The organism is Telluria sp. PB2R4 (assembly GCF_059685695.1).
This window is the reverse complement of the sequence record NZ_JCASIC010000004.1, coordinates 253188-278723: the sequence shown is the minus strand read 5'-3', so window position 1 is coordinate 278723 and position 25536 is coordinate 253188. Positions and strand designations below refer to the sequence as shown.

The window sequence follows — 25536 nt, the reverse complement described above, 5'->3', positions numbered from 1 at the left end:
CGGCCCATCGAATCAATAGCTGTCGCCGTGCTTCTCGGCCAACAGGCGCTCGAGCGGACGCCGTCCGACCTTCCAGAAGATCAACGGCGTCAGCAGCGAATCCAGCAGCGTCGAACTGATCAGGCCACCGAAGATGACCACCGCCACCGGGTGTAGGATCTCCTTGCCCGGCGCGTCCGCCGCCAGCAGCAGCGGCGTCAGCGCAAAGGCGGCCACCAGCGCCGTCATCAAGACCGGCGTCAGGCGCTCGATCGAGCCGCGCACGATCATCGGCCAGCCGAAGGTCTCGCCTTCGAACTTGCACAGGTTGATGTAGTGGCTGATCTTGAGGATGCCGTTGCGCGTGGCGATGCCGGCCAGGGTAATGAAGCCGACCATCGAGGCGACCGACAGCGACACGCCCGCGATCCACATCGCGATCACGCTGCCGACCAGGGCAAAGGGGATGTTGCCCATGATGACCAGCGCCAGCGTCGACGAACGGTAGCGCGAATACAGCACCAGGAAGATCAGCACCAGCGAGGCCAGCGACAGGCCCATGATCAGGCGCTGCGACTGTTCCTGCGCCTGGAACTGGCCTTCGACGCTCACGAAGTAGCCGCCCGGCAGCCGGGTCGCGGCGACCTGCTTGCGCACGTCGGCGATGATGTGCGACATGCTGGAGCCGTCGGTGTTGGCGTACACGACGATGCGCCGGCGGCCGTTTTCGCGGCCGATCTGGTTCGGGCCGTCGCCCTCTTCCACCGTGGCCACGCTGGTCAGCGGAACCGGCCCTGCGGGGCTGTCGAGCATGACGCGGCCCAGGTCCTCCGGCGAGCGGTCGACGTCCGCCAGGCGCACCACCAGGTCGTAGCGGCGCGCGCCGTCGATCACCTGCGTCACGCGCGTGCCCTCCGACAGCGCCTGCAGGGCCTGCAGCACGTCGCCGGCCGCCAGGCCGTGCTGCGCCGCCTTGCGATAGTCGATGCGCACCTTGACCTGCGGGATCAAGACCTGGCGCTCGACCGACAGGTCGACCAGGCCCGGCACCGCGCGCAGCCGGCCCTGCAGGCCGTCGGCCAGGCCGCGCAGGGTGTCGAGGTCGTCGCCGTAGATCTTGAGGGCGATCTGGGCGCGCACGCCGGACAGCAGGTGGTCGAGACGGTGCGAGATCGGCTGGCCGATCGCCACCGCGGCCGGGATGCTCGCGAGCTGGTTGCGGATGGCGGCCATGATCTCCTCGCGGCTGCGCTCCGATGCCTTCAGGTCGATGTCGAGCTCGGACGAGTGTACGCCCTCGGCATGCTCGTCCAACTCGGCGCGTCCGGTGCGGCGCCCGACCTTGGTCACTTCCGGCACCCGGGCGATCAGGGTCTCGGCCAGCGCCCCCATGCGGTTGGCCTCCGCCAGCGAGGTGCCGGGAACGAAGGTCATGCCCATCACCAGCGAGCCTTCGTTGAAGGCCGGCAGGAAGGCGCGCGGGAAGAACGGCACCGAGGCCGCGGCGGCCAGCACCACGATCAGCGCGCCCGCCAGGACCAGACGGATGCGTGGCAGCGACCACGCCAGCGCGGCCGTGTCCCACTGCTTCAGGCGCCGCACGACCGGGCTGTCGCCCTGGTGCAGGCGCTTCATTTGCGGCAGCAGGTAATAGGACAGCACCGGCGTGACCGTCATCGACACCAGCATCGAGGCCAGGATCGAGGCAATGTAGGCGATGCCCAGCGGCGCGAACAGCCTGCCCTCGATGCCCGGCAGCGCGAACAGCGGCATGAACACCAGCACCACGATCACGGTGGCGTAGACGATCCCGGAACGCACCTCGACCGAGGCATGCCAGATGGTCTCCAGCACGGTCTGCACCGTCGGCCCGGTCTGGTCGCGTTCCTTCAGCCGGCGCAGGATGTTCTCGACGTCGACCACCGCGTCGTCCACCAGTTCGCCGATCGCGATCGCCAGGCCGCCCAGGGTCATCACGTTGATCGACTGGCCCAGCAGGTGGAAGGCCAGCGCCGTCACCGCCAGCGACAGCGGAATGGCGACCAGGGAAATGAGCGTGGTGCGGGCGCTGAGCAGGAAGGCGAACAGCACGATCGCGACCAGGATCGCGCCGTCGCGCAGCGCTTCGACCACGTTGCCGATCGAGGCGTCGATGAAGTTCGCCTGGCGGAACAGCACGGTCGGCGGCGAGATGCCTGCCGGCAGTCCCTGCGCCAGTTCCGCCAGCGCGGACTCGATTTCCCGCGTCAGGCGCACGGTGTCGCCGGCGGGCTGCTTCTGCACGCTCACGATCACCGCCGGCTTGCCGTTCATGCCGGCATCGCCGCGCTTGAAGGCCGGCGCGTAGGCGACGCTCGCCACCTGTTCCAGCAGCACCGGCATGCCGTTGCGGTAGGCCACGGCCAGGCCGCCCACGTCCTCCAGGCGCGTGGTGCGGCCCAGGTTGCGGATCAGGTACTCGCGGTTGTTCAGGTCGATGAAGCCGCCGCTCGTGTTGGCCGCGAAGCCGCGCAGCGCGGTCAATACCTGCTCCAGCGACACCTTGAACTGCGCCATGCGCGCGGTGTCGGGCTGCACGCGCAGCTGGCGCACCTCGCCGCCGATCGGGATCACCTGCGACACGCCGGGAATCGACAGCAGGCGCGGACGCAGCACGAAGTCGGCATACTCGCGCGCCTTCATCGGATCGGTCCTGGCGACGTCGATCGGCAGCGCGATCAGCATGATCTCGCCCATGATCGAGGACACCGGCCCCATCATCGGCGCGAGATTCCCCGGCAGCTGTTCCTTGACCAGGGTGATGCGCTCCGACACCAGCTGGCGGTTGCGGTAGACATCGGTACCCCAGTCGAATTCGGCATACACGATGGACAGGCCGACGCCGGACACCGAGCGCACCCGGGTCACGCCCGGCATGCCGTTGAGCGAGGTCTCGATCGGGAACGAGACCAGCTGCTCGACTTCCTCAGGCGCCATGCCGCCCGCCTCGGTCAGCACCGTGACGACCGGCTTGTTCAGGTCGGGGAACACGTCCACGGGAGTACGCAAGGCGGTCCAGGCGCCGTAGACCATCAGCAGCAGCGCCCCCACCAGCACGAACAGGCGGTTGCGCAGGCTGAAACTGACTATGGTATTGAACATGGGCGCCTTACCTGATCTGGTTGATCAGGGAAGTGCCGCTGACGACCACCCTGTTGTCCGGGCTTAGCCCTTTCGTGACGATGACCGTCCCCGCATCGAGTGCGGTCGACTCCACCGGCAGCGCGATGAAGCGCGTGGCGCCGGACTTGATCCACACCACGGTTTCATTGGCCGGGTTGCGGGCCAGCGCCGCCGCCGGCAGGGCGATGCCCTTCACCCTGGTGTCGAGCTTCGCCAGCACGGTCACCGGCTGGCCGATGGCCAGGTCGAGGGCCTTGCCGCGCGCGCGGAAGTTCAGCGGCAGCGCGCCCTCGCGCAGGCTGCGGCCGCCTCCCAGCAGGGTGAGCTCGACATCCGCCACGTCGCGCAGCGTTGCGCTGCTGATCCTGCGCGCGAGCGAAGCGTCGCTGGACAGGGCCTCGACCAGCATCTGCGTCGGATCGACGATCTCGAACAGCACCTCGCGCGATTCCACCATCTGGCCGTTGAGCACCGCCGCGCTGGCGAGGATGCCGCTGCTTGGGGCGACGATGCTTTCCACGCCGCCGATCGACTTCGCCACGGCGCGCTCGCGGCCGACGGTCGACGCCAGCTCGGCGCGCGCCGCTTCCACTTCCTTGGCCGGCACCACGCCTTCCAGCGATTCCAGGCGCTTCACGCGCTTGGCCAGCAGTTCGCGGCTGGCGCGCAGTCCGGCCAGTTCGGCGGCCTGGTTGCCGCGTTCGATGGCGTCGCCGAGCGGGCGCAGGCGCGCCAGCACCTGCCCTTTCGCCACGCGCTGTCCGGCAACCGGCAAGCCGTTCGGGCCCGGCGCGATCTGTCCCGCGAACGGCGCCTGCACCCGGCCGCCGGCATTCGGGTCGATCGCAACCCGGCCGTTGAGCAGGACCGTGCGCGCGAACTCGCCCTCCTTCACCATCAGGGTGCGCACGCCCATGCGGCGCTGCGCCGGTTTCGGCACGTTGACGCTGCCGTCCGGCAGGCGCGCCAGGCCGCTGACCGTGCCGGCCGCCTGCTCGTCGAGGTGCTCGCCGTTGGGACCGTGGGCGCCGGGAGACGCCAGCAGCGAGGTCGTGAAAAGGCCGGCGAGGATGCCGATGACAATGCGATGTTTCATGCTCAGGCTTCCTTGGGTTGACGCTTGCGGCGCACGACGAACACCAGCGCAGCGACGGCAAGCGCCGCGACGGCCGCCAGCAGCCACGGGCGCCACGCGGCATCTTCATGATCGTGGTCCAGCTCCGCGGACGCCTGCGCGACCTGCAGCGTCCCTTCCAGCAGGTCGCTCTCCTCGCCTGCCACCAGGGTGAACAGCAGCGGATGCGCGCCCGGCTTCGACAGCGCGGCGAGCAGGGCCGGATCGTCGACGGCGTAGTCGCCCATGTCGGCATGGAAGGTGGCCTTCGCCTTGAGGTTCTTGTACTGGACTTCCAGCACGCCATTCAGCACCGGCTCATTGGTCTCGTAGCGGTCGATCATGATCGACAGTTCGCCCCCCGAGAGCTGGCCGACCAGCTCGAAGGCTTCGGTAAAGGTCTCGATGCGCGGCAGCGCGGCGCCGGCGGCGCTGGCCGGGGCGTCGAGGTGTTCGCCGTTCGGCCCATGCGCGCCGGGACCGGCCGCTGCCTGCAAGGTGGTGAGTATGGCGAGCATGGCGGCGAAAAACAGGGTCAAGATTTTCATGGAAGAATTCCTAATGCTTGATTGAGTTGCGCATGGGCGTGCCCGACTGCGACTTTTTGCTGGGCCACGGCGACGTCGGCCTCATGGGTGAGGGCGCGCGAGCGCAGCAGGTCGGCCAGGCCGCGCTCGCCCTGGCGGAACGCCTTGTCGAACAGCGCGGTGTGCTCGTGCAAGGCCCTGGCGCGGGCAATGGCATCCTCCAGCGCCGTCCTGGCATTCGCGAGGCGTTCGCGTGCGATGGCGAGGTCGGCGCCGAGGTTCGCCTGGGCCTCGGCCGCTTCGGCGGCGGCGGTCGCGATCGTGGTCCGGGCCTGGGCTTCGACGCCGCGGTTGCGTGCGGCGCTGCCGAACGGAATCTGCAGGGCAAGGCCGACGCTGCGGACCGGCTCCCGGAAGGTCCGCTCGTCTTCGCGGCGCACCGACAGCGCGACGGTCGGCGGCGCGGAACGGTTCACTTCGGCCAGGCGCAGGGCGGCGCGCGCGCGCAGCTCGGACGCCAGGGCCGCCGCCAGGCGTGGATTGGCGGGCGCCTCGCCTTCGCGCAACGGCTCCGGTTCCAGCGCGGGCAGTTCCGGAAGTCCGGTCAGGACCTGGAAGCGCGCCAGCGCTTCGGCGGCGGCGCTGCGGGCCTTGCCGACCTCGATGCGTGCGGCCAGCACTTCCTGGTTGGCCAGCAGCGCGTCGCTGCGCGCCAGGTCGCCGGCCTTGACGCGGCGCTCCACCTCCCCGGCGAATCCTTCGAGATGGTGCAGGTGATCCTGCTTTTCTTCCAGCGTGACCTGGGCGCTGGCTGCTTCCCACATCCGGCTGCGCACCAGCCCGGCCACGGCCAGGCGGGTGGCGGCCAGCTGCGTGCTCGCCTCGATGGTGCTGCGCGCGGCCAGCGCTTCCCTGGCCGTCTTCTGGCCCGGCAGCCAGAAGGAGGACGAGACAGATATCTCGGATTCGCGCTGCGCACGTTCCGACCCGCTCTCGTCGCGTCGATGGGACAGGCCGAGCGCGGGCGGCGCGGCAAGCCACGAGCCAGCCGTGGCGCGCACCGCCGCGGCTTCGCTCTGGCGCGCTTCGATCGTGCGCGCGTCGGGCACGCGCTGCCAGGCGCCGTCGACGGCGTTTTTCAATGTGGCGGGTGGCGCTGCAAGGGCCCAGCATGGCAGGGCGACAGCAGCACCGAGCAGGTAAAGGGACAGGCGGCGGGTGCGCATGTGTTCTCCATCGGTGAAAATCGAAATCACCGGGAGATGACGCACGGGCGCGACCAGGTCGCGCGCTAGGCTCCGTTCAGGCGTGCGTCAATCCCCCGGCGGCGTGGCCGGGGGCGAGGCGGGGCGGTTTTCGTGGTCCGTCGAGGAAAGGCTCCGGCACCGCTTCGGCAGCGGGGGCGAGCACGCGGGACAGCCGTTGTTCCGGCGGAACGATGAGCGGTGGGAGCAACAGGTCGATCGCCTGCGCGCAGGAGTGGTGGTCCTGCGCATGGGCGAGCGACTTCTCGGATGCGTCGTAGTGGACCGAGCTGTCGTCGTCGTGGTGATGGTGGAGGATGCCTTCGTCGTGCGCCACCGCGTGCGCGAGCGTGCCTGCGCCGTAGGCCTGCGTCAAGCCACCCTGCATGGCGAAACCATACAGGGGCAGGCAGAGCAGCAGAAAGATGACGATAATCCGGCGCACAGGTTCACCTCGGGGAATGCGCCGATTATAGCAGCGCGGCGGCCGGCAGGTTCAGGCCGGCCGCACGCGCCGGATCAAAACGCCGCGCGCACGCCGACGGTAAGGTTGCGTCCCGGCAGCGGCGCGACGTCCTTCAGCACCGAAGTCGAGATGCGGATGTCCTCGTCGAGCAGGTTCTTGCCGATGATGAACCAGGTCAGGTCCACCTTGCGCAAGCGCTGGGTGTACGACAGGTTGGCATCCAGCTGGGTATAGGCCGGGGTCGGCGTCGACTCGAACGAGGCCAGGCGCTCCTGCTTCAGGGCGCGCAGCACCGAGACGCCGCCGCGCACGGCGCCCTGGCGGTAGCCGGCCTCCAGGCCGATGCGCTTGGCCGGCTGCAGCGGCAGGCTGCCGGCGTCGTCGAGCGAGCCGCGCGACAGGTCGCCGAAGGCGCGCAGCGACAGTCCCTGCACGTGCGGATGCTGGTTGTAGCTGATCTCGGCCTCCATGCCGCGGATCGTCGCATCGGCCTGGCGGAAGATGCGCTCGCGCAGTTCGTCGCCCGGATTCCCTTCGTCGTCGAGCAGGGTGTCGTTGACTTCGCCGTAGATGAAGTCGCGCACCCGGTTCTCGAACAGGTTGACCTGCCAGCGCACCAGCCCCTCGACCTTGCGGAACGAGAGTTCCAGGTTGCGCGAGGTCTCCTTCTTGAAATTCGGATTGCCGATGTCGTAGGTCAGGGTCGACTCGTGCGGGCCGCCCGAATACAGCTCGTCGGTGCCGGGCGCGCGCTGGGCCACCGAGGCGGTGACGCCCACCGTGTAGTCCTTGGCGAGGGGCCAGACCGCGCCCGCCGAGTAGGACAGCAAATCGAAGCTGCGGTGGCGTGCGCCGCCTTCCGGTTCGCGCTTGACCGATTCCACCCGCACGCCGGCGTTGACCCGCGTCTTGCCGAACTGGCGCTGCTCGACCAGGAAGGCGGCGTGGGTATCCGATACGGTCACCGGCACGGTCGCAGCTTCGCCGCTGTCCGCACTCAGGCCCGAAAAGCGGGTGTGCTCGGTCTGGATGCCGAAGCTGCCTTCCCAGCCATTCAATAAGCCACTGAGTGGCTTGTGGGTCAGCTCCAGCCGCGTTTCCGTCGAGCGGTTCGAGAACAGGGTTTCGGGACCGCCCTCGGCATTCAATTCCACATGGCCGTAGTCGGAATAGCCGGCCTTGAAGCGCAGCTTCTCGAAGCCCGCCATCGGCGCGTCGAGCTGGCCATCGATGTCGTAGCGGGTCTGGTCGAGGTCGATCGTCGCGCCCTCGCCGCCCGGGATGCCGTAGTTCTTTTTCAGCGAGCTGACCGAGGCGCCCAGGAAGCCGCGGGCGCCGATGTAGGAAGCGCCGGCGCCCAGCGTGTGCTGGCGCAGCGAGGAATTGACGAGCGTGTCGCCGGCCGGCTGCCCCGGCACGTGGTAATCGCCGGCGTCGCGCCCGCTGCCATCCACGTGCAGCGCGACCTGGCCGCTGGCGGCGTCGCCCGAGAACGAGACGGCGCGGCCATGATCGACGTTGCTGTAGCGGGTCTCCAGCACGCCGGTGGGATGCTCGTGCAATTCCGTCGGAATGCGCTCGTTGACGACGTTGACCAGGCCGCCGATCGCGCCCGAACCATACAGCAGCGCCGCCGGCCCGCGCAGGATCTCGATCTGGCGCGCGGTGGCCGCTTCGCCGGTGACGGCATGGTCGTTCGACAGGCCGGACAGGTCGGACACCGACATGCCGTTTTCCAGCACCTTGACGCGGTTGCCTTCCAGGCCGCGGATGATCGGACGCGAGGCGCCGGCCCCAAAAGCCGAGGCCGACACGCCCAGTTCGTTCGACAGCGTGTCGCCCAGCGAGCTACCGAGCTTGCTGCGCAGTTCGTCGCCGGCCAGCACCTTGGCCGGCGTGAGGATCTGGTCGCCTTCGGTGGCATTGAAGGGGCTGGCGGTGACGACGACGGTCGCGACGGGCTTGGCGGTGGTCTGGGCGAACGACAGTGGCGCGAGTGCGGCGAGAACCGCGCTCGCCAGGAGGGTACGCTGGACGTGCATGATGAATTCCTTGAAACGAAACGAGGACGGACCCGTACGGACGGGTCAGGGAATCAGGACATCAGGCGACGGGAGGAGCGCGGGAAGAGAAATACGGCGTGAACGGCGCATGCCAGGATGCGAATGCGGTCCATTGGGCCAGCACGCGGGCCGGCGGCAAGGCGATCGTCGTGCAGGGCGGCGTGCCGAGCGCCGGCGCCACCGTGGCGGCGTCGTAGGCGAGACAGGAATGCGAGACGGTCTTCTGGTCGGTACTCTGATGCGGGGCCGCCGCGCCAATGTCGGCGGTGTCGACCGTGGCCGAAGGAGTCTGCCAGGCGTGCGCGACCCGGTGCGCCAGGCCCTGCCAGTGCGCAAACACCATCGCCAACGTCAGCAGCAATGCAATGACGGCGCGGGTTGAATGGATGCGTGGGTGCTTGGCGAACATCTGAATTGATGAGGGACCGGATCGTGGACGCTACTGAAGGCAGGAATTATAACGCCGTGGAAGGTGGACTGAAAGCGGGCATGCGCGGCACGCGCCGCAAACGTGGCATGCTAGGCAACCGAACCCATAAGGAGCGACGCATGGCACGGCATCCCGGCATCTTCCCTACTTTCTTCCTGTCCGGCTTCGAATGCTCCAACTTCCTGTGGAAAGACGGCAGGCGGCGCAACCTGGTTGCCGAGACAGGGCACGACCGTCACGCCGCCGAGGATTACCGCCTCCTGAACACCCTCGGCATCGCCGTGTCGCGCGAGGGCATTCCCTGGCCGCTGGTGGACCGGGGCGGCGCATACGACTTTTCCATGGTCGATTCCTACATCGAAGCCATGAACGCCTCAAAAATCACGCCGATCTGGGACCTCTGCCATTACGGCTATCCGGACGATCTCGATCCGTTCTCAAGCGAGTTTGCCGACCGCTTCGCCCGATACTGCCGCGCCGCCGCCGAATACGTGCTGCCGAAAGTCCCTGGCCCGCACTTCTTCACGCCCATCAATGAGATCACCTTTTTCTCTTTCTGCGCCGGCGAATGGGGATGGGCCGCGCCCTACCGCTGTTCGCGCGAAGACCGCGACCGCCTCCTGAAGGCACTGTGCCGCGCCGCCATCGCCGGGGTAAAGGCGATCCGCGACATCGATCCGCAAGCGCGCATGGTGCACATCGATCCGCTGGTGCGGGTGGTGGCGCCGCGCGACCGCCCCGACCAGATCGAGGCCGCGCGCCACGAGACCCATGTCGACACCTTCCTGGCCTGGGACATCATCAGCGGGCGCGAAAACCCGGAATACGGCGGCTCGCCCGAGATCCTGGACATCGTCGGCGCCAACGTGTATTCCTTCGGGCAGATGGAATACCGCGAGAGCGGGCCGCATGCGCCGCTGCCCCCCGGCGACGATCGCATCGCGCCGCTGTGCGACATGCTCGACACGGTATGGCAACGCTACCGCAGGCCGATGATCATCGGCGAAACCAGCGGCCTCGGACAGGGTCGCCCCGACTGGCTGCGCGACGTGATGGGCGAGTCGCTGGCGGCGGTACGGCGCGGCATGGACCTGCAGGGCGTGTGCCTGTTCCCCGCGGTCGACATGCCGGACTGGCATACCGGCGAATGGGTGGGCAACGGCATCTGCGACCTGGTCGAGGATGTCGGCGACCTGAAACGGGTGCCGAACCAGGCCTACGTCGAGGAACTGCGGCGCTGGCAGAAGGAGCTGAACCGGGTCACCAGCCTGGACGCGGATCCGCTCAGCGATCCGGTGGACTTGCAGGATGTGGTGGATGCGGCGCACCGGTTGAATGTGCAGCCCGATAAAGATTGGCACTAAGGGATTGGCACTGAGGGACTGGCACTGAGGGACTGGTCTATTTCAGTTGCGCCAGCCGCGATCTGGCGATACTCGCGGCGTCCGTTCCCGCATGCGTTGCGATCAGCTGTTGAAGCGATTTCCGCGCGTTCTTCTTGTCGTTCAATTGGGAGAAGCTGGCGGCGATGTTGAGCATCGCCTCGGGCACCTTGCTGCTGTCGCCATGGTGGGCGACCAGGGTCTCGTGGGCCGCGATGGCTTTCTTGTAGTCGCCCTGGGCAAAGTAGGCGTTGCCCAGCCAGTACCGGGCATCGGCCGCGTTGTCGGAATGCGGGAACAGGCGCAGGAAGGCATGCAGGCCGGTGGCGGCGTCCTTGTAGTCACCTGCCTTGAAGGTGTTCATCACGGTTTCGTAGGATCGTTGTTCCGCCGAAGCGGCCTGGGCGACCCGACTATCGGCTGGCGCCTGGGGCAGCTCGAGCTGCTTGATGCGCGCATCGAGGTCGGCGTACAAGTCCTTCTGGTTTTTCCGTGCGTTGGCGATGTCGTGCGTCAGTACCTCGATCTGGCCACGCAGGACTGCCAGTTCGCGCATGGTTTGTTCATGCTGGTTCAGCATGTCGAGACCGATCGTCTTGTCGCCCTTGGTATCGAGGCGCGTATGGAGGTCGCGCATGAGTGCATCAATGTCGCGCAGCTTGCTGTCGACTTTCGCGCTGAGCGCCAGGATGGCCTTGCGGGCTTCGTCGTCGTCGAGCAGTCCGGCCCCCGCTTGCAGGGGCAGGCAGGCGGCCAGGATAGCGGCAAGGAGTGCGCGCTTAAAGTGCATGCTAGCGTCGTCCACGGTAGGGTTCACAGCCGATGCCATCTCCATCGCGATCGAGGTGGGCGCCGTAACCTGGCTCGCCCAGTCTCACCGGCGCCGCGCCTGCCGCGCGCGCCGCCGCGCAATTGGCGAACGCGCTTCGGCTGCGCGTACCTCCCGGCGCGCTGGTGTTCGGCGGGGCCAGGCCGGGGCCTGAGGCACTGGAAACCGGCGCCTTTGCGGGACTGCGGTGGCAATGGTAGTCACCAATCTTGCGATTGTTGTGGCAACCCTCGGCATTCAGGCCACCGCCATGGGCACTCGCGCCGAGCGGCACGACGCCGGCAGCTGCCAGTACCAAGACGCGAACATGCTGTTTCATATTTCACCCGACCGAATTCAGGACGACCAATACTCGCGACTACTGAGTAACCACGGTCGATGTTAATTAGTTACGGATTTTCGGGCAATAAATATTTCAAACTGGAAGCATCAACGATGGTCGGGAATCCACTCCAGCAGGTCGGTGACGCCGATATCGACGCCCGATTGAGATAACAGCGTACTTGCCTGGCCGCGATGATGGGTCTGGTGATTGAAAAGATGCAGCAGCAGGCTGCCGAAATGCTTCAGGTTGTCCCCGCGCGCATTTTTGTACGCGAGCGGCTGGGCCAGGTCTGCATCCGATACCTCCGCCGCCAGGTCCGTGAGGATCGCGTCCAACCGCTGGCGATGTTTCAGCAGCGTCTCCAGGTCGTCGCTGTATCGGAAGGCGAGCCCTGTTGGAGGCGCGATGTCGGCCATCGACGCCAGGGAGTGGAAGCCTGAGGGATGTCCCATGAAGCGGCGCAGCCAGATGGTGTCGCCAGCGACAATGTGGTTCAGGGTGCCGAGGATCGAACCAAAGAAAGCGCCCCGGTCCGCGTCCAGCACCTCCTTGGGAAGGGTCGCTACAGCGGCATACAGCTTGCCGTTCATGGATGCGTTATAAGAGGCAAATAAAACTATATCTTCCCGTGTCGGCATGCTGGCTTGTTTCCTTTGCTGGTTCGTTCAGACGGACAGCGTGCCGTCGATACAGGTGAGCGCCTGGCCGCCGACCAGGATCGCCTCGTCCGAGATCGACAGTCGCAGCAGTCCTGCACGCCCGACCATTTCACCCTGGGTGGCCAGCAGGTCAGTGCCGAAGCTGCCGAGCTGCCGCGTATGGCGCAGGTAGGCCGCCACGGCACCGGTTCCGCTGCCGCACACCGGATCCTCATTGACGCCATGGGCCGGCGCAAAGGCGCGCACTTCGATGCCGGCCTCGCTGCCCGGATCATGCTCGCCGAAGATGACCACGCCCGTATGCCTGCCCTTGGTGTCCTGCGCCTTCATGCGCTGCAGGTCCGGCTCGCAGGCCAGTACCGCGCGGGCGCTGGTCAGCTGGGCGATCACCCAGCGTGGGCCGACATCGACCAGGTAGGGCACGACGTTCACTTCCAGGTCGGCGCGGAGGATGGCTTCCAGTTCCGCGGCCTCGCGCGGGTCCAAGGCGGTAAAACCTGGCGCGAGCAGCTCGAACGAGATCCAGGGAGCGCCGCCCTGCCCTCCTCCTTCGACGCTCAGCTTGACCAGCCCGGCGCCGCATTGCTGCACCAGGGCGCCATCCTTGGCTTGCACGATGCCCGCTTCCAGCAAGGCATGCGCGGTGCCGATCGTCGGGTGGCCGGCGAACGGTAGTTCAGAACCGGGCGTGAAGATGCGGACGTGGTAATCCGCACCCTGCTCCGTCGGCGGCAGCACGAAGGTGGTTTCGGACAGGTTCGTCCAGCTGGCGATCTGCTGCATCTGACCGGTCGAGAGCCCGGTGGCGTCGAGCACGACGGCGACCGGATTGCCCTTGAACGGGACGGTGGTGAAGACGTCGACGGTTTTGATGGGTAGGCGTGCCATGTTTGCTCCCGGTATGTGGGAAAAAGGACTGACAGCGAGTGTAACCGCACTCGCCGCAACAAACAAAAAAGCGGACCGAAGTCCGCTTTCTTGATAACGCCGCGTTAAAGATTAACGCTTGTCGATCGACGGCACATCACGCACCGGCGAGCCAACGAACAGCTGGCACTGACGGCCGATCTTCTGTTCCGGATCGGCGATCATCTCGTTCCACTGGGCGATCCAGCCGATGGTACGGGCCATCGCGAAGATACCGGTGAACAGCGAGACCGGGATGCCCAGGGCCGATTGCACGATGCCCGAGTTAAGTCGATGGCCGAGCACACCTTACGCTATACCAAGTATTTACTGCGCACTTGGTACAATTCAGTTTCACTGTCAACTTACATCTAGTTGCGACCCTTTATCCGTAACAGGATAGGTCTACTAAGGCGTCTGCATGGTTTGCTTACGCCATCCGGCTACAGCAGCGGCATGCCCCCCTAACGCAGAATCCCCTCCCCACCGTTCCCAGAACTCAACAGTACCACTATTGGGCCGTTGGTTCGGTTGAGTCACTCGGACGCGAGTAGGTAGCAAACTCGAATCCCCAACGACCAATGCCTCTCCTGTGTCTAACACTGGCAATAAGTCGCCAAATCCGCCGAGTGAATCTGGCAACAGTCGCCGCACAACAGACTGGTCATCACCATTTGTTAACCGCATTGCCACTAAGTTATTACATTGGCTCAATACCGTTCGATTTACTTCCGATGGACGCTGGCTAATTACGACTAATCCGACGCCATATTTTCTACCTTCCTTTGCGATTCTTTCAAAAATTTCAACTGCTATCTCTCCAGTTCCTCCAGCTTGATTTCTTTCCGGAATATAAAGATGGGCCTCATCACAAAACAAAGCAATTGGGTGACGGTAACCAGGGTGACACCATTGCTGCACAGAAAATGCGATCTTAGCCACTAAGCTTACAATCGCTGGCAAAATGTCGGTGGGAACCTCAGAAAAATCAATTATTTTGACGCCGCCCTTTTCATCGGCCTGATCTTTACATCCAGCCAGCAGAGCCACGACCATCTTTTCAAGCCAACTGAACTCTGCCGTCTCTGCGCCTCCTTGAAATAAAAATCCCAAGCGGCGATCGGTACGCTTATTCTCGAAACGCTGGATTAAGCGGCTGAGCTTACCATGAAAATCACCCTGTTTTTCGCCGCGAGCTCCCGCGACCATTTCAGTATTGATGCCATTCAACTCATCCATAACCTCGTCCAAACTAAATGGAATTGGACTGTCGATAGTAAAATTATCTAGAATTTCCTGCTCACTTTGTTCTGCCAAATACTTCCGCTTTGCATTTACTACAGCCCTGGACATCATCATCGTTTGGTTCGGTGCATTCTGATCAGAACGGTCTACGAACATTGCCGTCATAGCCTCGTAACTCAGCAACCAATAAGGCAAGAAAATTATTCCTTCGTTCAAGCCTCGCCCGGCATCGATATCACCCGGTCCGGCTATCCGATAATGCTTTATGCCATCTCCGACGAGGGGAGAATACTCACCATGTACGTCGAAGACGATTGCGTTAGCATTTTTGAGCTCGGCAACCTGCTCAAGAATTCGTGCAGTAGTCCAAGATTTTCCTGAGCCAGTACTCCCAACTATAATTGCGTGACGCTGAAAGAATTTGTTGCCATTAATATAAGCCTCGGCTTTTTCGTCTAAGGTGTAATGCCCTAACGAAAGCTTTTGTGAATCTGAGCCAATTGCTGCAATCACCCGCATAAATCGGGTCAGCCGGTCGCCCTCCAATGCGAAACAATTCGCATCGATTTCCGGCACTGTCTCGAGTGTTCTTAAAAAGCAGTTTTCCTTGTCACCAATTTTGTCAGCAAAGGTACCAATTAAAACAATTCGCACTACATTAATCTCATCGCGCTCTTCCACTCCCTCGACGTCGTCAATGGAATGGGCTCCCTCAACAGCAGTTCGAGTAATTTTCTGTATTATTCCAACCAGATGTTGTCCTGGACGGCTACTCTGCAGCACAGCTAAACGGTTTACCTGCAGTTTCCTCAGTCGCTCTACATCGTCCACGGCAACTAAGACAGTCGCGGTATCAACTGATCGAACTCGGCCCAGCGCCTCACCGTCATTGTAAGAAAAAATACTCATATGACCTCTACATAGCTAAATTAAGGAAATTCTCAAGACGCCAAGCCGCTGTGTCCGGCATATCGATGCCATCAGGAGCTTCGTTGCAGTATACTCTTGTAGAAGTTTCATTTTCTTCTAATGCCAAATACCTTTGACATCTTCCACTCTTCAAGAAATCTCGTGCTGTAGGGCTGATCTGTTTAGTGATTAGAACAAGCGGTGCGGTCGACGAGTGACAACGCTGAACGAGCAATGTTTGAAGGTGCTGGTCATTGAACCCGTAGCCGACACAGAGAAAAGCGGAGGCCGAACTAATCGCTTGATCGGCTTGATGCATGATCGTTCGAAATGGCTCATCATGCGTTCGGCGGTATTTTTCGATACCTGGAGTGATAATCATAGGCTCGAGGCCTAGTGGAATCTCCGTGGTAGGAGGCAAGCTCACGAGCTCACCTATCGCATCACCAAACCACCCGAAAGAACCGTGAACTTTCCATACATTTACGGTACGAGCAGGTGTTTTTCCGTGGATAACTCGTGGGTGGGGGGAAGTCGAACGCCTACCAATTAGACCGTATGAAAAGCCTGTATACGCCATGAATCCGCCAGCTTCAGCTGCATATTCCGCTAAGCGATCATAATTTGGAGTTACTACTTGGATCTCGCGATTAGTGCTACGAAATAGATGCGTGAAGAGTTTAGTAAGCGCAAGATGATGCCGGTCTGCGCATATTTTTTGGAAGATCGATAGGTCAGCCTTGTTCAAATATGCCCAGGTTGTATTCACAACGTGAGTTGTCATACGCTGTGATAGGCTAATTTCGGTCAACGCACGCTCGAGATCGGAATTTGGCAAAAACTCGAGGAACTCTTGCCATCCTTTTAAGTCTGCAGGCACTGAGTCCGCTGGTGGCAGCGATTTACTAAGATGTTCTCCGAGATGCCACATGCCAGGAATGCCGTACCCGGCTGAGGCACCACTACCTAACACGATAACTGGAGTTTGACGAATACAATCCTGGGCCAGCGTTCTGACAACTTTAAGGACGTCCATATGAAGCTTGATGAGTGTTTGGCAAGTTATATTCTACTCCTGTTGCCAATAGGAACCAACCCGTCCAATCATTTTTTTACTAACCTTCTACCTATTAGAAATGATAGGCAAATAAAAAGCGGACCGAAGTCCGCTTTCTTGATAACGCCGCGTTAAAGATTAACGCTTGTCGATAGCCGGCACATCACGCACCGGCGAACCCACGAACAGCTGGCGCGGACGGCCGATCTTCTGTTCCGGATCGGCGATCATCTCGTTCCACTGGGCGATCCAGCCGATGGTACGGGCCATCGCGAAGATACCGGTGAACAGCGAGACCGGGATGCCCAGGGCCGACTGCACGATGCCCGAGTAGAAGTCGACGTTCGGGTACAGCTTGCGCGACACGAAGTATTCGTCTTCCAGCGCGATGCGTTCCAGTTCCATCGCCAGCTTGAACAGCGGGTCTTCCTGCAGGCCCAGTTCGTTCAGCACTTCGTGGCAGGTTTCGCGCATCAGCTTGGCGCGCGGGTCGAAGTTCTTGTACACGCGGTGACCGAAGCCCATCAGCTTCACGCCCGAGTTCTTGTCCTTGACCTTCTCGATGAAGGCCGGGATGTTGTCGACCGAGCCGATTTCCTTCAGCATGGTCAGTGCGGCTTCGTTGGCGCCGCCGTGTGCCGGGCCCCACAGGCAGGCGATGCCGGCTGCGATACAGGCGAACGGGTTGGCGCCCGACGAACCGGCCAGGCGGACGGTCGAGGTCGAGGCGTTCTGCTCGTGGTCGGCGTGCAGGATCAGGATGCGGTCGAGGGCGCGCACCAGCACGTCGTTGACCTTGTACTCTTCGCACGGGTTGGCGAACATCATGTGCATGAAGTTGGCGCTGTACGACAGGTCGTTGCGTGGGTACATGAACGGCTGGCCGACCGAGTACTTGTAGGCCATCGCGACCAGGGTCGGCAGCTTGGCGATCAGGCGAATCGCCGAAATCTCGCGCTGCTTGGCGTCGTTGATGTCGAGCGAGTCGTGGTAGAACGAGGCCAGCGCGCCGACGGTGCCGACCAGGACCGACATCGGGTGCGCATCGCGGCGGAAGCCGCGGAAGAAGAAGTTCATCTGCTCGTGGATCATCGTGTGCTTGGTCACGGTGTCGTCGAACTTCGCCTTTTCTTCAGCGTTCGGCAGTTCGCCGTTCAGCAGCAGGTAGCAGGTTTCCAGGAAGTCGCAGTTCTCGGCCAGTTGCTCGATCGGGTAGCCACGGTACAGCAGTTCGCCCTTGTCACCGTCGATGTAGGTGATGCTCGAGTTGCACGCCGCAGTCGACATGAAACCTGGGTCATAGGTGAACTTGCCGGTCTGGCCGTACAGCTTGCGGATGTCGATGACGTCCGGGCCGATGGTGCCCTTGTAGATCGGCATGTCGACCGACGGGCTGCCGTCGGAGAACGACAGGGTGGCTTTGGTATCAGAGATATTCATGGCACTTCCTTCTTTGGGAGTGGATCTAAAAACAATTAACGAAAACTTGGGGCTGATTAGGCCTGGCGCAGGCGCGCCAGCAAGGCGCGCACGTGCGGCTGGTCGACCTCGCCTTCAGGCTCGGCACGGCCCAGCAGCAGGTCCATCAGCGGGTTGTCCGCCAGGTCGAGCAAGCGGGTCAGCGCATCGACGTCCTCGTCGCTCAATTCTTCTTCATGCGCATCCAGGAAGCGCGTGAGGATCAAATCGTTCTCGAGCAGACCGCGGCGGGAGCGCCAGCGCAGGCGGGCGCGGTTCGCGGGGTCGGATTGATGCGTTTTCACTAGAGTCCGTTGTTGGGTCAACATCATACTCCGTAGGCCGGGAATAGGCAGTACGGTACTTTTACTGTATTTGCGGCAGCTTTATATGCAGATGTCGCAATTTATGCGGCGATGCTTCTGCCGCTTGAACGCGTGGGCAGGAGACCTGCCCACCCTACGGGATTGTGGCCTTTGTAGGGTGGGCGGGTCTCCCGCCCACGCGGTACGCACGTGAGCGCGTCGTGACGCGCCTTAAATCGCGCGACGAACCAGCAGTTCCTTGATTTTGCCGATCGCCTTGTTCGGATTCAGGCCCTTCGGGCACACGTCCGTGCAATTCATGATCGAGTGGCAGCGGAACAGGCGGTACGGGTCTTCCAGGTTGTCCAGGCGCTCGTTGGTGGCTTCGTCGCGCGAGTCGGCGATGAAGCGGTAGGCCTGCAGCAGGCCGGCCGGACCGACGAACTTGTCCGGGTTCCACCAGAACGACGGGCACGAGGTCGAGCAGCAGGCGCACAGGATGCACTCGTACAGGCCGTCGAGCTCTTCGCGCTCTTCCGGCGACTGCAGGCGTTCCTTCTCCGGCTTGATCGAGTCGTTGATCAGGAACGGCTTGATCGAGTGGTACTGCTTGAAGAAGTTGGTCATGTCGACGATCAGGTCGCGCACCACCGGCAGGCCCGGCAGCGGACGCAGCACGATCGGCTGGGTCAGCTCGTTCAGGTTGGTGGTGCAGGCCAGGCCGTTCTTGCCGTTGATGTTCATTGCGTCCGAACCGCACACGCCTTCGCGGCAGGAGCGGCGCAGGGCCAGCGAATCGTCGACGTCCGACTTGATGCGCTGGAGGGCGTCGAGCAGCATCTTGTCGGTGTCTTGCAGCTCGACGGTGACGTCTTGCATGTAAGGCTTGGCATCCTTGTCAGGATCGTAGCGGTAGATCTTCAGTTGGACGGTGCGTGCCATGTTTTTACCTGTTCTGGTCAAGCCGGGAGCGCACTCCCGGCCCGGGAAAATATTAGAAAGTACGGGCCTTCGGCTTGAAGGTGTCGACGGTCAGCGGCTTGGTGACGACGGCCTTGTATTCCAGGCGGTTGTTCTCCGAGAACCACAGCGTGTGCTTCATCCAGTTGGCGTCGTCGCGGTTCGGGTAGTCGCTGTGGGCGTGGGCGCCGCGCGATTCCGGACGCGCGGCGGCCGACACGATGGTCGCCTTGGCGGTCTCGATCAGGTTGTCGAGTTCGAGCGCTTCCACGCGGGCGGTGTTGAACACCTTCGACTTGTCCTTGAACGAGACATGCTTGCGGCGCTCGTCCAGCTTCATGATTTCCTTGACGCCCGTCTCCAGCAGTTCCTGGGTACGGAACACGCCGCAGTACTTCTGCATCGTGGCGCGGATGTCGTTGGCGACGCCCTGCACCTTTTCGCTGCCGGTCGAGGTCTCGAGGCGGTTTAGGCGGTCCATGCCGAAGTCGGCGGCGTCCTTCGGCAGCGGCTTGTTGACCTTCTGCTTCAGGTTCGAGGCCACCACGTGGTTGCCGGCCGCGCGGCCGAACACCACCAGGTCGAGCAGCGAGTTGGTGCCGAGGCGGTTGGCGCCGTGGACCGAGACGCAGGCGCATTCGCCGATCGCGTACAGGCCATTGACGATCTTCTGTCCGCCCATGCCGTCAGGTGCGACGACCTGGCCGTGGATGTTGGTCGGGATGCCGCCCATCTGGTAGTGGATGGTCGGGACCACCGGGATCGGTTCCTTGGTGGCGTCGACGTTGGCGAACTTGTGGCCGATTTCCAGGATCGACGGCAGGCGCTTCTCGATGGTGTCCTTGCCGATGTGGCGCAGGTCCAGCAGCACGTGGTCCTTGTTCGGACCGCAGCCGCGGCCTTCCTTGATTTCCTGGTCCATCGAGCGCGAGACGAAGTCGCGCGGCGCCAGGTCTTTCAGGGTCGGCGCGTAGCGCTCCATGAAGCGTTCGCCGTTCGAGTTGATCAGGATGCCGCCCTCGCCGCGCACGCCCTCGGTGATGAGGACGCCCGCGCCGGCCACGCCGGTCGGGTGGAACTGCCAGAACTCCATGTCTTGCAGCGGCAGGCCGGCGCGCGCCGCCATGCCCATGCCGTCGCCGGTGTTGATGAAGGCGTTGGTCGATGCGGCGAAGATGCGGCCTGCGCCGCCGGTGGCGAAGATGGTGGTCTTCGCTTCCAGGATCATCACGTCGCCGGTTTCCATTTCCAGGGCCAGCACGCCGACCACGTCGCCATCGGCGTCGCGGATGACGTCCAGGGCCATCCACTCGACGAAGAAGTGGGTGCGGGCGCGGACATTACGCTGGTACAGGGTGTGCAGCAGCGCGTGGCCGGTACGGTCGGCCGCGGCGCAGGCGCGCTGGACCGGCTTCTCGCCGAAGTTCGCGGTGTGGCCGCCGAACGGACGCTGGTAGATGGTGCCGTCAGGGTTGCGGTCGAACGGCATGCCGAAGTGCTCGAGCTCGTACACGACCTTCGGGGCTTCGCGGCACATGAATTCGATCGCATCCTGGTCGCCCAGGTAATCGCCACCCTTGACGGTGTCGAACATGTGCCAGTACCAGTCGTCTTCGCTCATGTTGCCCAGCGAAGCACCGATGCCGCCCTGGGCAGCCACGGTGTGCGAACGGGTCGGGAACACTTTCGACAGCACCGCGACGTTCAGGCCGGCTTCGGCCAGTTGCAGCGATGCACGCATGCCGGAACCGCCGGCGCCAACGATGACCGCGTCAAAGCGGCGGGTAGGGATTGCAGTTTTGATTGCTGCCACGATTACACACTCCAGAGAATTTGCACGGTCCAGGCGGCGCAGGCGACCAGCCAGAAGATCGTCGCCAGCATCAGGATCAGGCGGACGCCTGCGTTCTTGACATAGTCCATCCAGATGTCACGGATGCCGACCCAGGCGTGGTAGAACAGGCCCAGGAAAGTCACCAGCGCGAACAGCTTGAACCACTGGCGCGAGAACATGCCGGCCCAGCCTTCGTAGGTGAAATTCTGGCCGGTCAGGAAGGAGACCAGCAGCACGACGGTGAAGACGGCCATGACGATCGCGGTGACGCGCTGCGCCAGCCAGTCCTTGACGCCGTAGTGGGCGCCGACGACGAGGCGGCGCGGTCCGATGTTATTCTTGTTTGCCATGATTAAAACACTCCGAACAGTTTCAGGGCGACCAGCGCGGTCAGCACCAGGCTGATGACCAGCACCCAGCGTGCGGTCTTCTGCGCAGCATCCTTGTCCAAGGCCAGGTGGTTATCCATGAACAGGTGGCGCACGCCGGCCACGAAGTGGTGCAGGTAAGCCCACGACAGGCCGACCAGGATGATCTTGGCAAACGGGTTGCCAACGACACCGCGGAAATGCTCGAACGAGATTTCCGACAGCAGGCTTTCCTGCAGCAGGTACAGCAGGAACGGCAGGAACAGGAACAGGCCAGCGCCGCTGACGCGGTGCAGGATCGACACGATGGCCGATGGCGGCATGCGATATTTACTTGTAATATCGCCAATACCAACGTTGCGGAACTCCGGCCGCCCTTTTTTTGCAGCTTCTCTCACGGCTTCGGACATGAAACACCTCCCTCTATGACGACAGTTTTTTAATGAACCCTTCATTTTCGCCGATTTTGTGACGGGGCACCAAGCTTCTGCATGCAGATCGCATGCAGATACCTGAACAACCCTGCGCCGAACCGGGCACTGTTCGCCGCTTACTCAAAACCAACTTATTTTAATCGCTTCATGCGATCCCTGCTGTGGACCGGTCGGGCCCGCCGCAGATGACGCCGGCATGCCGGCGCCGTGTCTTTCATCGTTACGACAATTCGTTCTGGTAGTGATGGCGGGCGGTCGAATAGATGCCGCGGCGCAACTCGACCGGCTTGTCGCCATAACTGAACGACACCCGGTCCGCGCACAGCAGCGGCGTACCTTCCGGCACCTTGAGGTGCTCGGCGGCCACGGCATCGGCCGCCACGGCGCGGATCTTCTCGGTCGCGCGGATCATGCGGGTGCCGAATTCGGACTCGAACAGCCCGTACATCGGCCCCTTGTATTCCACCAGCCGCTCGGCCGTCAGGCCCTTGAACAACTGCCCCGGCAGCCACAGCTCTTCCAGGATGGTCGGCACGCCGTCGAAGGACTGCACGCGCTTGATGTAGACCACGGCGTCGCCCGATTTGAGTTCGAGCAGGCGCGCCACTTCCGCGGTGGCGCGGATGCGCAGCACGGCGATGAAGCGGTTTTCCGGATGGTGGGGAATGCCCTCGTCGGGATTCAGGCGCAGGAAGCGGAAGTGGGCGCGCTCCTCGGCATGGGTGGCGACGAAGGTCCCCTTGCCTTGCCGGCGCACCACCAGGTTCTCGGCCGCCAGCTCGTCGATGGCCTTGCGTACCGTGCCCTGGCTGACCTTGAACCGTCCCGCCAGCTCGACTTCGCTGGGCATCAGCTCGCCCGGCTTCCACTCGCCCGACTGCAAGCTTTGCGTAATCAGGGCCTTGATCTGCTGGTACAGCGGGCGGAACGACGGCGATGCGTCACTGCCTGGTGCATCGCTGCTGTTGGACTGGAGGGGATTCATAGACCGCGATTTCACCACAAAACGGGCATGGTCGTCTAGTATATGACTGCTCAGACATGTGTCTTATATAAGACATATGATATGAATTGACAGATAGAACAGTCGGGGCATAAACTCGCGGTCGGCTTGGACCTCCGCGCCTGCTCCCGCTACGCGCGCGATATCCAATTGACAGGGTGCGCTTTTGGTATCATTGCAGCTTTCCCGAATCGCACGCACCTCGGCTCGACTGTTTTCATTCCCACTTTGGAGATTCATCATGGCTAAAACCCCAATGCGCGTCGCCGTTACCGGCGCGGCCGGCCAGATCGGCTATTCCCTGCTGTTCCGCATCGCCAACGGCGACATGCTCGGCAAGGACCAGCCGGTCATCCTGCAGCTGCTCGAGATCGACAACGAGAAGGCACAGAAGGCGCTCAAGGGCGTCATGATGGAAATCGACGACTGCGCATTCCCGCTGCTGGCCGGCATGACCGCCCACGCCGACCCGATGACCGCCTTCAAGGATGCCGACGTGGCCCTGCTGGTCGGCGCGCGTCCGCGCGGCCCTGGCATGGAACGCAAGGACCTGCTGGAAGCCAACGCCCAGATCTTCACCGTGCAGGGCAAGGCGCTCGACGCCGTCGCTTCGCGCAACGTCAAGGTGCTGGTGGTCGGCAACCCGGCCAACACCAACGCCTACATCGCCATGAAGTCGGCCCCGAACCTCCCTAGCAAGAACTTCACCGCCATGCTGCGCCTGGACCACAACCGCGCCCTGTCGCAGGTTGCGACCAAGCTGGGCAAGGCAGTGGGCGACATCGAAAAGATGGCCGTGTGGGGCAACCACTCGCCGACCATGTACGCCGACTACCGCTTCGCCACCATCGACGGCCAGTCGGTGAAAGAAGCGATCAACGACGACGTCTGGAACCGCGACACCTTCCTGCCGACCGTCGGCAAGCGCGGCGCCGCCATCATCGAGGCACGCGGTGCTTCGTCGGCGGCATCGGCGGCCAACGCGGCGATCGACCACGTGCGTGACTGGGTGCTGGGCACGGGCGGCAAGTGGACCACCATGGGCATCCCGTCGGACGGTTCGTACGGCATCCCGGAAGGCACCATGTTCGGCTTCCCGGTCACCACCGAGAACGGCGAGTACACCATCGTGCAAGGCCTGGAAATCGACGAGTTCTCGCGCGAGCGCATCAACCTCACGCTGAAAGAGCTCGAAGAAGAGAAGGCCGGCGTCGCTCACCTGCTGGCCTGAGTATCATCCCGGCGCGGTCCGCATTCCGCGGGCCGCGCTAACCGCGCCATGCCGTGATCGACTGACGGCATGGCCGATTCGTTTCAAGACATACCATGCATCCTTCCGAGGTTTTATTCCAGGGCAAACGCCAGCCGCTCCTCCTTCCCGCCTGCGATCACTACGCCGGTTCGGAAAAGCTGATGCGCAAATCGATGGCCCTGCAACAAGAGCTTGGCCCCCTGTTCGACATCACCTTCGACTGCGAGGACGGCGCCGCCGCCGGCAGCGAGGCCGAACATGCGCTGCTGGTCACCGGGTTGATCAATAGCGAGGACAACCGCTTCAACCGCATCGGCGTGCGCCTGCACGATACGGGCAGTCCACACTTCGCGGGCGACGTCGCCGCGATCGTCGGCGCCACGGCAAGCCGCCTGGCCTACGTGGTGCTGCCGAAAGTCGAGAGCGTCGACGAGACCATCCGCGCGATCGACCTGATCAACCAGCATGCCGCGAAAGCCGGCCGTACGGACTTGCCGGTGCACGTGCTGGTCGAAACCCACGGCGCCCTGCGCGCGGCCTACGACATTGCCGCCCTGCCCCAGGTCGAGTGCCTGTCGTTCGGCATCATGGACTTTGTATCGGCACATTATGGCGCGGTGCCGGCCAGCGCCATGCGCACCCCTGGCCAGTTCACGCACCCGCTGGTGGTGCGCGCGAAGCTCGAAATGGTGGCGGCCTGCCACGCGCACGGCAAGGTCGCATCGCACAATGTCACCACCGACATCAAGGACAGCGCGGTGGTCGCCAACGACGCCCAGCGCGCCGGCGCCGAATTCGGTTTCACCCGCATGTGGAGCATCCACCCGGACCAGATCAAGCCGATCCTGAAGGCCTTCACGCCGCGCCTTTCGGAAGTCAACGAAGCCACCAACATCCTCACCGAGGCGATGAACGCCGGGTGGGGCCCGATCGCGCAGCACGGCCGCTTGCACGACCGCGCGAGCTACCGATATTATTGGACCGTATTGCAGCGCGCAAAACTGGCTGGCCTGGCGCTGCCGGAAGCCGCTGCCGCGATCGTCAACTACACGGATTCCAACTGATGGCCACCCTCCTCTCCCGCATTCTTGCTGCCGGCGCATTTGCGTTCGCAGCCGCAGGCATCTGCACCAACGCAGCCGCCGCCCCTGAAAAACACCCGAAGGCCGAAGCGGTCCTGAAAGCCAAGGCGAAGGCCAAGGCGAAGGCCAGGCCGGCCTCCAAGGCAAAGAAGGCCGCCGCCGCCGCGGCTGTCGTTGCGCCGGTCTACGGCGCCGAGGTCGTCGACGAGCCGGATATCACCGACACGGTGGTCACCGAATTCGATTGCGAACTCGGCAACAAGATCACGATCTACAAGAACGAAGGCGCAGACGGCCATATCGCGCTGCGCTGGAAAAAGCGCCTGCACCGCCTGACCCGTGTCGGCACCACCACCGGCGCCCAGCGCTTCGAGAACCCGCACTGGGGGCTGATCTGGATCGGCATCCCGGCCAAGGGCATCCTGCTGGATTCCAAGCTGAACCGCCAGCTGGCCAACGAATGCAAGAACGCCCAGCAGGTGGAGCCGGTCGTCGCGGCACTGCCTGAAGAAAAGAAAACCTGATCCGCGGCGCAAGCCCCGG

24 protein-coding genes and 1 pseudogene are annotated in these 25536 nt (G+C 63.3%); 4 read left to right on the top strand and 21 right to left on the bottom strand.

The window, feature by feature from the left end; genetic code table 11:
* Nucleotides 1-12: 12 nt before the first annotated feature.
* The 7 genes from AC56LU_RS09640 to AC56LU_RS09610 all read right to left on the bottom strand — a co-directional run bounded on the left by AC56LU_RS09640 (nucleotide 13) and on the right by AC56LU_RS09610 (nucleotide 8964).
* Nucleotides 13-3120: an efflux RND transporter permease subunit gene (locus AC56LU_RS09640; protein ID WP_497175368.1), complete on the bottom strand. Its 3108-nt coding sequence runs from the start codon at nucleotides 3118-3120 to the stop codon at nucleotides 13-15.
* A gap of 7 nt (nucleotides 3121-3127) precedes the next feature.
* Entirely contained in the window at nucleotides 3128-4237 is a 1110-nt protein-coding gene (locus AC56LU_RS09635; RefSeq protein WP_497175367.1) for an efflux RND transporter periplasmic adaptor subunit, read from the bottom strand.
* 2 nt (nucleotides 4238-4239) lie between these two features.
* Nucleotides 4240-4803, bottom strand: a complete 564-nt coding sequence (locus AC56LU_RS09630) for a hypothetical protein (protein WP_497175366.1) — start codon at nucleotides 4801-4803, stop codon at nucleotides 4240-4242.
* Nucleotides 4800-6008 (bottom strand): TolC family protein, encoded by a 1209-nt coding sequence (locus AC56LU_RS09625; protein WP_497175365.1) that lies wholly within the window; start codon nucleotides 6006-6008, stop codon nucleotides 4800-4802. The genes AC56LU_RS09630 and AC56LU_RS09625 overlap by 4 nt, the downstream gene beginning before the upstream one ends.
* Nucleotides 6009-6084: 76 nt before the next feature.
* Entirely contained in the window at nucleotides 6085-6471 is a 387-nt protein-coding gene (locus tag AC56LU_RS09620) for a hypothetical protein (protein WP_497175364.1), read from the bottom strand.
* A gap of 74 nt (nucleotides 6472-6545) precedes the next feature.
* A complete protein-coding gene (locus tag AC56LU_RS09615; protein WP_497175363.1) occupies nucleotides 6546-8534 on the bottom strand; it encodes a TonB-dependent receptor in 1989 nt (662 codons plus the stop codon).
* Nucleotides 8535-8595: 61 nt separating this feature from the next.
* Complete coding sequence (locus AC56LU_RS09610) at nucleotides 8596-8964, bottom strand: hypothetical protein (RefSeq protein WP_497175362.1); 369 nt, start codon at nucleotides 8962-8964, stop codon at nucleotides 8596-8598.
* A gap of 140 nt (nucleotides 8965-9104) precedes the next feature.
* Between AC56LU_RS09610 and AC56LU_RS09605 the strand changes: the two genes are divergently transcribed.
* A complete protein-coding gene (locus AC56LU_RS09605) occupies nucleotides 9105-10349 on the top strand; it encodes a glycoside hydrolase family 1 protein (RefSeq protein WP_497175361.1) in 1245 nt (414 codons plus the stop codon).
* Between the two features lie 37 nt (nucleotides 10350-10386).
* Here AC56LU_RS09605 and ybgF read toward each other — a convergent pair whose 3' ends face one another.
* From ybgF to AC56LU_RS09535, 14 genes and pseudogenes are all read right to left on the bottom strand, one after another.
* Entirely contained in the window at nucleotides 10387-11157 is a 771-nt protein-coding gene (gene ybgF, locus AC56LU_RS09600) for a tol-pal system protein YbgF (protein ID WP_497175360.1), read from the bottom strand.
* Nucleotide 11158: 1 nt separating this feature from the next.
* Nucleotides 11159-11515 (bottom strand): excalibur calcium-binding domain-containing protein, encoded by a 357-nt coding sequence (locus tag AC56LU_RS09595; protein ID WP_497175359.1) that lies wholly within the window; start codon nucleotides 11513-11515, stop codon nucleotides 11159-11161.
* A gap of 110 nt (nucleotides 11516-11625) precedes the next feature.
* A complete protein-coding gene (locus AC56LU_RS09590; RefSeq protein ID WP_497175358.1) occupies nucleotides 11626-12159 on the bottom strand; it encodes a DinB family protein in 534 nt (177 codons plus the stop codon).
* A 27-nt stretch (nucleotides 12160-12186) separates the two neighbouring features.
* Nucleotides 12187-13068, bottom strand: a complete 882-nt coding sequence (locus AC56LU_RS09585) for a PhzF family phenazine biosynthesis protein (protein ID WP_497175357.1) — start codon at nucleotides 13066-13068, stop codon at nucleotides 12187-12189.
* 111 nt (nucleotides 13069-13179) lie between these two features.
* Nucleotides 13180-13371 (bottom strand): annotated as a pseudogene (locus AC56LU_RS09580) (citrate/2-methylcitrate synthase); the annotation flags it as partial.
* A 123-nt stretch (nucleotides 13372-13494) separates the two neighbouring features.
* Nucleotides 13495-15240, bottom strand: a complete 1746-nt coding sequence (locus AC56LU_RS09575) for an ATP-binding protein (protein ID WP_497175356.1) — start codon at nucleotides 15238-15240, stop codon at nucleotides 13495-13497.
* 7 nt (nucleotides 15241-15247) lie between these two features.
* Entirely contained in the window at nucleotides 15248-16276 is a 1029-nt protein-coding gene (locus AC56LU_RS09570) for an SIR2 family protein (protein WP_497175355.1), read from the bottom strand.
* A gap of 159 nt (nucleotides 16277-16435) precedes the next feature.
* Nucleotides 16436-17737: a citrate synthase gene (gene gltA, locus AC56LU_RS09565; RefSeq protein ID WP_497175354.1), complete on the bottom strand. Its 1302-nt coding sequence runs from the start codon at nucleotides 17735-17737 to the stop codon at nucleotides 16436-16438.
* A 56-nt stretch (nucleotides 17738-17793) separates the two neighbouring features.
* On the bottom strand, nucleotides 17794-18084 hold the full coding sequence (locus AC56LU_RS09560; protein WP_497175353.1) for an FAD assembly factor SdhE: 291 nt from the start codon (nucleotides 18082-18084) through the stop codon (nucleotides 17794-17796).
* Between the two features lie 207 nt (nucleotides 18085-18291).
* A complete protein-coding gene (locus AC56LU_RS09555; protein ID WP_159703315.1) occupies nucleotides 18292-19002 on the bottom strand; it encodes a succinate dehydrogenase iron-sulfur subunit in 711 nt (236 codons plus the stop codon).
* A gap of 52 nt (nucleotides 19003-19054) precedes the next feature.
* Complete coding sequence (gene sdhA / locus AC56LU_RS09550; RefSeq protein WP_497175352.1) at nucleotides 19055-20833, bottom strand: succinate dehydrogenase flavoprotein subunit; 1779 nt, start codon at nucleotides 20831-20833, stop codon at nucleotides 19055-19057.
* Nucleotides 20834-20835: 2 nt separating this feature from the next.
* On the bottom strand, nucleotides 20836-21204 hold the full coding sequence (gene sdhD / locus AC56LU_RS09545; RefSeq protein ID WP_497175351.1) for a succinate dehydrogenase, hydrophobic membrane anchor protein: 369 nt from the start codon (nucleotides 21202-21204) through the stop codon (nucleotides 20836-20838).
* 2 nt (nucleotides 21205-21206) lie between these two features.
* Nucleotides 21207-21620, bottom strand: a complete 414-nt coding sequence (gene sdhC, locus AC56LU_RS09540) for a succinate dehydrogenase, cytochrome b556 subunit (RefSeq protein ID WP_497175446.1) — start codon at nucleotides 21618-21620, stop codon at nucleotides 21207-21209.
* 256 nt (nucleotides 21621-21876) lie between these two features.
* A complete protein-coding gene (locus AC56LU_RS09535) occupies nucleotides 21877-22641 on the bottom strand; it encodes a GntR family transcriptional regulator (protein WP_497175350.1) in 765 nt (254 codons plus the stop codon).
* Between the two features lie 259 nt (nucleotides 22642-22900).
* On the opposite strand from AC56LU_RS09535, the gene AC56LU_RS09530 reads away from it, so the two are divergent.
* The 3 genes from AC56LU_RS09530 to AC56LU_RS09520 all read left to right on the top strand — a co-directional run bounded on the left by AC56LU_RS09530 (nucleotide 22901) and on the right by AC56LU_RS09520 (nucleotide 25517).
* Complete coding sequence (locus AC56LU_RS09530) at nucleotides 22901-23890, top strand: malate dehydrogenase (protein WP_497175349.1); 990 nt, start codon at nucleotides 22901-22903, stop codon at nucleotides 23888-23890.
* Between the two features lie 95 nt (nucleotides 23891-23985).
* On the top strand, nucleotides 23986-24975 hold the full coding sequence (locus AC56LU_RS09525; RefSeq protein ID WP_497175348.1) for an HpcH/HpaI aldolase/citrate lyase family protein: 990 nt from the start codon (nucleotides 23986-23988) through the stop codon (nucleotides 24973-24975).
* On the top strand, nucleotides 24975-25517 hold the full coding sequence (locus AC56LU_RS09520; protein ID WP_497175347.1) for a hypothetical protein: 543 nt from the start codon (nucleotides 24975-24977) through the stop codon (nucleotides 25515-25517). Before AC56LU_RS09525 ends, AC56LU_RS09520 begins: the two co-directional genes overlap by 1 nt.
* Nucleotides 25518-25536 lie beyond the last annotated feature (19 nt).

Excerpts from the sequence above, each read along its gene's own strand:
- AC56LU_RS09615 (WP_497175363.1), bottom strand. The coding sequence starts at position 8,534 with ATGCACGTCCAGCGTACCCTCCTGGCGAGCGCGGTTCTCGCCGCACTC.
- AC56LU_RS09520 (WP_497175347.1), top strand. The coding sequence starts at position 24,975 with ATGGCCACCCTCCTCTCCCGCATTCTTGCTGCCGGCGCATTTGCGTTC.
- AC56LU_RS09530 (WP_497175349.1), top strand. The coding sequence starts at position 22,901 with ATGGCTAAAACCCCAATGCGCGTCGCCGTTACCGGCGCGGCCGGCCAG.
- AC56LU_RS09585 (WP_497175357.1), bottom strand. The coding sequence starts at position 13,068 with ATGGCACGCCTACCCATCAAAACCGTCGACGTCTTCACCACCGTCCCG.
- AC56LU_RS09575 (WP_497175356.1), bottom strand. The coding sequence starts at position 15,240 with ATGAGTATTTTTTCTTACAATGACGGTGAGGCGCTGGGCCGAGTTCGA.
- AC56LU_RS09560 (WP_497175353.1), bottom strand. The coding sequence starts at position 18,084 with ATGTTGACCCAACAACGGACTCTAGTGAAAACGCATCAATCCGACCCC.
- AC56LU_RS09535 (WP_497175350.1), bottom strand. The coding sequence starts at position 22,641 with ATGAATCCCCTCCAGTCCAACAGCAGCGATGCACCAGGCAGTGACGCA.
- gltA (WP_497175354.1), bottom strand. The coding sequence starts at position 17,737 with ATGAATATCTCTGATACCAAAGCCACCCTGTCGTTCTCCGACGGCAGC.
- AC56LU_RS09635 (WP_497175367.1), bottom strand. The coding sequence starts at position 4,237 with ATGAAACATCGCATTGTCATCGGCATCCTCGCCGGCCTTTTCACGACC.
- AC56LU_RS09570 (WP_497175355.1), bottom strand. The coding sequence starts at position 16,276 with ATGGACGTCCTTAAAGTTGTCAGAACGCTGGCCCAGGATTGTATTCGT.
- AC56LU_RS09525 (WP_497175348.1), top strand. The coding sequence starts at position 23,986 with ATGCATCCTTCCGAGGTTTTATTCCAGGGCAAACGCCAGCCGCTCCTC.
- ybgF (WP_497175360.1), bottom strand. The coding sequence starts at position 11,157 with ATGCACTTTAAGCGCGCACTCCTTGCCGCTATCCTGGCCGCCTGCCTG.
- AC56LU_RS09630 (WP_497175366.1), bottom strand. The coding sequence starts at position 4,803 with ATGAAAATCTTGACCCTGTTTTTCGCCGCCATGCTCGCCATACTCACC.
- AC56LU_RS09595 (WP_497175359.1), bottom strand. The coding sequence starts at position 11,515 with ATGAAACAGCATGTTCGCGTCTTGGTACTGGCAGCTGCCGGCGTCGTG.
- sdhD (WP_497175351.1), bottom strand. The coding sequence starts at position 21,204 with ATGGCAAACAAGAATAACATCGGACCGCGCCGCCTCGTCGTCGGCGCC.
- AC56LU_RS09640 (WP_497175368.1), bottom strand. The coding sequence starts at position 3,120 with ATGTTCAATACCATAGTCAGTTTCAGCCTGCGCAACCGCCTGTTCGTG.
- AC56LU_RS09590 (WP_497175358.1), bottom strand. The coding sequence starts at position 12,159 with ATGCCGACACGGGAAGATATAGTTTTATTTGCCTCTTATAACGCATCC.
- AC56LU_RS09555 (WP_159703315.1), bottom strand. The coding sequence starts at position 19,002 with ATGGCACGCACCGTCCAACTGAAGATCTACCGCTACGATCCTGACAAG.
- AC56LU_RS09610 (WP_497175362.1), bottom strand. The coding sequence starts at position 8,964 with ATGTTCGCCAAGCACCCACGCATCCATTCAACCCGCGCCGTCATTGCA.
- AC56LU_RS09605 (WP_497175361.1), top strand. The coding sequence starts at position 9,105 with ATGGCACGGCATCCCGGCATCTTCCCTACTTTCTTCCTGTCCGGCTTC.
- AC56LU_RS09625 (WP_497175365.1), bottom strand. The coding sequence starts at position 6,008 with ATGCGCACCCGCCGCCTGTCCCTTTACCTGCTCGGTGCTGCTGTCGCC.